This window comes from Mesorhizobium sp. M0145 (assembly GCF_040322355.1).
Classification (GTDB): domain Bacteria; phylum Pseudomonadota; class Alphaproteobacteria; order Rhizobiales; family Rhizobiaceae; genus Mesorhizobium.
Map to the genome: position 1 here is coordinate 1 of NZ_JAMYTK010000058.1, position 5,856 is coordinate 5,856.

5 protein-coding genes and 1 pseudogene are annotated in these 5,856 nt (G+C 57.0%); 1 reads left to right on the forward strand and 5 read right to left on the reverse strand.

All coding sequences use genetic code 11. From position 1 onward, the window contains the following. Positions 1-47: 47 nt before the first annotated feature. From NKJ28_RS32765 to NKJ28_RS32785, 5 genes and pseudogenes are all read right to left on the reverse strand, one after another. Positions 48-518 carry a tyrosine-type recombinase/integrase gene (locus NKJ28_RS32765; protein ID WP_352638578.1) on the reverse strand — a complete coding sequence of 157 codons (471 nt, stop codon included), beginning with the start codon at positions 516-518 and terminating at the stop codon, positions 48-50. 255 nt (positions 519-773) lie between these two features. Further along, positions 774-1,610 (reverse strand): IS4/Tn5 family transposase DNA-binding protein, encoded by an 837-nt coding sequence (locus tag NKJ28_RS32770; RefSeq protein WP_352638579.1) that lies wholly within the window; start codon positions 1,608-1,610, stop codon positions 774-776. Between the two features lie 119 nt (positions 1,611-1,729). Continuing rightward, positions 1,730-3,007, reverse strand: a complete 1,278-nt coding sequence (locus NKJ28_RS32775; RefSeq protein ID WP_352638580.1) for an ATP-grasp domain-containing protein — start codon at positions 3,005-3,007, stop codon at positions 1,730-1,732. A 162-nt stretch (positions 3,008-3,169) separates the two neighbouring features. Next, positions 3,170-3,692: pseudogene (locus NKJ28_RS32780) on the reverse strand (IS630 family transposase); the annotation flags it as partial. A gap of 178 nt (positions 3,693-3,870) precedes the next feature. Beyond that, complete coding sequence (locus NKJ28_RS32785) at positions 3,871-4,977, reverse strand: D-alanine--D-alanine ligase family protein (protein WP_352638581.1); 1,107 nt, start codon at positions 4,975-4,977, stop codon at positions 3,871-3,873. 694 nt (positions 4,978-5,671) lie between these two features. On the opposite strand from NKJ28_RS32785, the gene NKJ28_RS32790 reads away from it, so the two are divergent. Further along, positions 5,672-5,856: hypothetical protein (locus tag NKJ28_RS32790; protein WP_352638582.1), on the forward strand; the 185-nt coding region annotated here is incomplete at its 3' end.

Genomic DNA, 5,856 nt, shown 5'->3' on the forward strand with positions numbered 1-5,856 from the left:
CTGACGAGGTTCGCGGAAAAGCGCCCAACAGCGGCCACATCGCCGCTTCAGGCCGCCAAAACGTCCTCGCCGTGCATCAAGGCGGCTAGGAGATCGGCGACTTCGTTGATCGGCCTTCGCTGTCCGACAAGTTGGGTGGCTAAGCTGTGGCGCAGGAGATGCGCACCTCCGACAAACTCGATCCCACTATGCTGCAACCGGCTCTGTACGATCCTCGAAACAGGCGACGCGCACCTGAACGGCCCTACCGGCGGCGTGAAGGACAGAAATAGGTACGGACTATCCACCTTCGGCCGAGCGCGCAGGATGTAGTCGGCGAGCGCGGCGCCGGCTTCCTCGATGAGCGGGGCCACTCGATCACGCTTGCCCTTGGTGCGCCGGACAAAAACCTCCCCAGTTCGCCAGTTGATATCGTGCGGCTGAAGGGCGCGCAGCTCGCCGTTGCGAATGCCCGCGGTGGCGAGCAGCACCAGGACGGCTCGATCGCGGACGTCGACCGGTGTCGTTGCGCCGATCATATCCGCACGCCGAACGTCGTCCCATGCAAGGCTCGGCGGTAGATGAGCCAAACGCCAGTGGGGTGTCCTGGGGACGACGCGGGCGAGATCCTGGTCATGGTAACCAGCCAATACAAAAACCGAAGAAATGTCCGAATGTGAGAAGTTGCTGCCGTGCGGGTGCCGGAGGTCGACGATAGTGACAGCCGATGTTCGACAGCAGCAAGGACATGCTCAGCTGTCAACGGGGCGGCAATGTGTTGATGGCGGCGAACTTCACCTGCAGCCAGGTCGTCTCGTCCTGATCGACCGTAATGCGATGACGTCCCGCCCAGGGCGCCGCCGCAAGTTGGGCAAAGACGCGGTGAGCAGGATCGTGTGGGCCAGCATCGGCAGGCCGCTCGGCCAGCCTGTTCGTCTGCACCCGCACGAGGAAGCTCGTACCAAGGTCATGGGCGGTGCAATAGAGCTCGTAGATGTCGCTCTACCGGTCACCCACATGCACACAGCGCTCGGGCGCGCCCACGAGCGATGGACTGACGCAAGTTCTCCAGCCAGCGGTAGCTCTCCTTCGTCTCGATCGGCACGCGTGTGGGATTGATGTGCCGCTTGAGCGCGAGCGTTCCCTTGAATTTCGTTCGGGTCCAGAACTTCACTGCCGTCAGACCGAGGGGTGCCGGTGAGGGTGACGGCCAAGCTCGAATGCGTCAGCACCCCGCACAAGGTCAGCACGTTCGGCTGCCCAGCCGTGTAGCGCCCGGCGTTGATGGTCTTGGTGAAGCCGATTTTGCCCGGCTGCGCGCGGCTGTAGATAAATTCGGTCGTGTCCTGCAGGATAAGGATCGGACCTTCGCTCGCCGCAACGCGCGCCGCAGTCGCGGCGAAATGGCCGGCGAGAACGCTATGTTCGGTCACACGCGGGTTGTCAAAGAAGCGGCAGGCCGTCTTGGCCGCTGCCCGGTCGCCACAGGCCGCCGGGATCGGCCTGCCCGGCGCTGCTGACAGCTGATCCAGCAACCGCTGCAGCCGGCGGACCAGGGGCTTGTCGGGAAGGGCCGCCGCGCAAAGCTCTTCCTGCCAAGCGGCTCCGCTGCTGCTGGTCTTGTCTCGCATCCGTGACGCCTCCGTGATTCGGCGTCACGGACAGAATCACGGCAGATTCATACGGGGCAATAGGCCCGCCGACGATGTGGGTAATCAAAAGCCGGTGAAGCCTTCAGCGTATGCGTACATCATCGCCCAGGCCGCGCAGCTTTGTTTCCAGTCTCCCCAGAGCCTGAGCCCGAGCCTCGCGTAGCAAATGGGGTGATCGACCAGCTGATTAAGTCGACGCCACGCTGAGCTATCATCTTGGTCTCAGCAAGATCGGGCGAAGCGGCGACGATATATCCGATGCAGTCTCGATAATCGCCTTTCCTGGCGATCGGCGTCTTGGGTTCAATACACAATTTGACCTCGACGACACCTGGTACGGCGGCCGCCTGACTCTCCCCATCGATCCGGTCGAGGATACCATCGCGATCTGGAACTAGGTACCGCGCCACCACAGTCTGCGAATGCCTTCTGCGCCGATTCCGCCTGTCGCCCAGGACAAGCTTGATGTGCTCGGTGACAAGATCGACACCGCACGCCAGCTGAACCATTTGAGGATCGGGCGCGCCCGCAAGACGCGGGTTAACTTCAATGACGACTGGGCCACGCTTCGTCCACCGGACTTCAACGCCTGCTGGTCCCCAGCCCAGGCCGAGAGCTCGCAAACAGCTTCGTGAAAGATCGGCAATACGTTCATGTTGCTCCTCGGTCAGAGAGGCCGGAAACGTCCACTCTCGGAAGACGAAATGCGGCGGGGGATCAAATTCGGCCGCACAAATCCCAATGAGCTCATCGCCCATCATGTAAGCGCCGTAGTATGGGCCGTTTGCGAATTCTTCGACCAGTACCTTTGGCGAAGATCGCCATATGTGCTTCCCGCCCAATAGATAGGCCGTATGTTCGATCAAATCATCGACGTTGCGGCACAGTCGGACACCGCTGCTGCCGTTGCCTACGGCTGGCTTAAGAATTACCGGCAGTCCTATTTCCGCCGCAGAATGTTCGACGTCCGTCGCGTTCGTTGCCAACCGGTACGCAGGTACTGGGACGCCGGCCTCCGCGAGCAGCCGACGTTGGGTGAATTTGTCGCAGCATCGCTCAATGGATGCGGGACTTGGCCCAGGTAGATCAAAATGCTTGCAGAGCTTGGCAACCGCCGCACAGACCCACTCCTTGGCGCAGGTAATGCCAGCAACCTCGTAAGTCGAACGGAGCCGGGAACATTCTCGAGTCAGTGCATCGAGATCGTTTGTATCAACCCGGATTGCCTCAATGCTTTCCGCCACTCGCCAATCATACTGCGCTGGTTCAGACGACAGGATAATTGGATGAAGTCCAAGACGTCGGGCCGCTTGGGCGTATGGCAAAATATTCCCCGTTGGATCACCTTCGACCAGAATGATTGCCCTTCGTGTCATCGGCTGCCGTGCCTCCATTACGTGTTGTTCGGCGATCGAGGTAAATCGGCATCCGGTTTTTGAGCCGGTGCCTTGACCTCAGACTTCGTGATAAACGTACCATTGTTAGGGACTTCCGATCGCAAAGATTTTGTAAAATTCAATTTGGATCCTCTAGTCACCCTTGCCGAGGACAAAACCGGAGGCGACATCCAGAGCTGCAAACAACGTCGTTGTGCCCTGCCGAACAGAAGAATGGGTACGCCGTTCAGGCACGCCGGGCGTAATCGGCAAGACCGGCTGCTCGCGATCAAGTGCCTGGATTTGGCTCCTCTCGTCCGCACTGAGAACCAGCACCCCGATTAGGAGGCGACGGATATAGACCGACGATGTCGCGGGCCTTATCGACGAACAAGGGATTGCTGAAAAGCCTGAACGTCTCGGTGCGATGGGGCTGCGGGCCGAAGGCGTTCCATGTCCGCCAGATCGTCGTGTGCAAAAAGACGGCGGCTCCTGCCATCGAGCGGATCGACCAATGGGTCGCATCGGGTGGCGTGGAACGTAGTGTGCGCTCGATCACCCCAGCAATCTGATCATCATCAATCGTTCGGGGCCGGCCAGGGCGAACTTCGTCGAACAGGCCATCGAGCCGATGTTTAAGAAAGCGCCGTCGCCATTTGCCAACCGTATGTTCATGCCACGCCAAGTTCGCCCGGGACGATCTTTCCTAACCGGCATAGTCAGACATCGAAGGGAGCCGGATGTGGCCGAAGGGTGAGCGAATCACGTCACGTGGCGCGCACCTGTGTAATTGACGCACACACCCGGCCCCCGTATGGAGCAGTAGAGCGACCTCGTAGTCTGAGGGGCGGTCCTCCCCTCTGCTAGGCCGCTTTGTCACGCACAAGGCAACGCTTTCTGGTAAACGGTTTTGAGTTTGAATAAACCCAATGTATCATGTCTATAACAGTCATACCGTGGTTTTCCAACATCTTTGGAAATATGCTATTTTTCCCCATCCCTGGAATGTAGTTGCATTCTAGGAAAACTATTTCGGAACGAGACGACACCAGAAAATCAAACCTGGCGGCATTATAAATATCGACTGTCGAAGCTATTATTCTTGTGACGGACTTAATCCGATTAGCAATTGAGTTATTATTGCGGTCATCTACTACACTTAGATCGGACATGCCTTCGATAGACTTCTCTTTCCGCCCGAATAAACCTCTATTTGTCTTGATTTCTACAACAGGAAGCGTTACTATATCGCTAGAATTTGCGATGCAGCCGCATGAATATTCTTTTCCATGAACAAATTCTTGCAATAACGCCGCGCCATCTTGTTCGAGTATTTCATTAATAAGAGCGATGACCTCTTCTCGATGGGCTTCAGGTTCATCAAACCGCTCAGTAAGCAGCGACGAGCCGAGCGAGTTAGGCTTCACTACGACAGGACCTTGAAACGAGTTTACAAACTGAACCATTTCCAGTTTATCTTTCGCTTTTATTAGTATTGTCTTTGGAATCCTCACAATATCATTAGGGACTAGCGAGGAAACGAAAGACGACATCGCGTACTTATTCATTGTCAGCGACGCAACTTCGGGATCGCCGAATGTACCTTTTAAACCTAAAACAGCCGCAAGTGTCTGGGCCCCTCCGTCTTCGCCAAATTGTCCGTGCAACAAGTTGACAACGTATTCTTTGCACGATGCCATCGCTTCAAAGGCATTAACTAACGTACGTCGCGGACGAATGCCTTCACTGGAAATGATGGCATTCAGATCATCAATCACAAAAGGTTCATCGAATGGGAGCGTTGTGACATTGCCGCCTTTCTGACTTACGTGATGTATGTTTTTCACGGTGAACGGCCGTTCAGCTTTGGAAAGACTTAAGTATACACTGATAACATTCAATAATGATGACACAGATGAGTCATATTCCGTCGAAATCCCACCAAATATGAACGAAACTTCGGGCCGCATTTTTCGCCTCCGAGATGCTGTCGAAACGTGAACCTATAATATTTTGAAAATTTCTGGAGCTACCAACTCCGGTGGCTTGACCGGCTGGAGTCGACTGTCCTGGCCTCACCGGCGCAACTGTCCAGTGAGGCTTCCGATTGATCACATCGGCGGCGGCCCTACCCCCCCGTATGAATCTGCCACGCTTCTGTTCGTGACGCCGAATCGCGGAGGCGTCGCAGATGAATGGCGGTGGAGTCGATTGTGGCGCGACAATTCTGATAAGAAGCCATTTCGCGGTGGGGACGCTCATTACTGAGCGCCCCCGCACAGATCCCACGCGGGCGGCTTTCCCGCACGTGGCTCCTACCTCGAGTGTTTGACGGCGAAGCGGGAAGGTTTGCAAGGCTTGGAAAGGTAGTCGTTGGCTAACTGCGCGATCCGTTCCCACGTAGCGTCGTCCTTCTGGTACGCCGCCAAAGGTCGATCACCCGATACCCGAACGCCGTGAGCGCCGTGAGCGCCGGGATATTCGTTGGAACCCCGAAGTATGTGAAGTGCCCGCCCACGATCTGCCTCAGCCCCTGTTGAGGGATCGGCCAATGCATTCGACGCCGCAGCTCCACCTTGATGTATGTCCTTGAGCTTCGCCCGCATTGCGGTCACTGCGGGTCTTCCGCTTAAGCTGGAAGCGCGCGCGACGTGACTCCCGCAGATGAATGTAAATCCCAAGAAGACGAAGATCTCCGGTTTGCCCCACTTCGCCTTTCGGCTTATAGGGTCGCTTATCCCGGTGCCGCCCGGGAACGCGACGCTGCTTCGGCTTGCCGGAAGCGGGACCAGTTCCCGCGAGATTGCGGTCGTGCTGGGAATAGCACGCAGTACGGTGCAGGATAATCT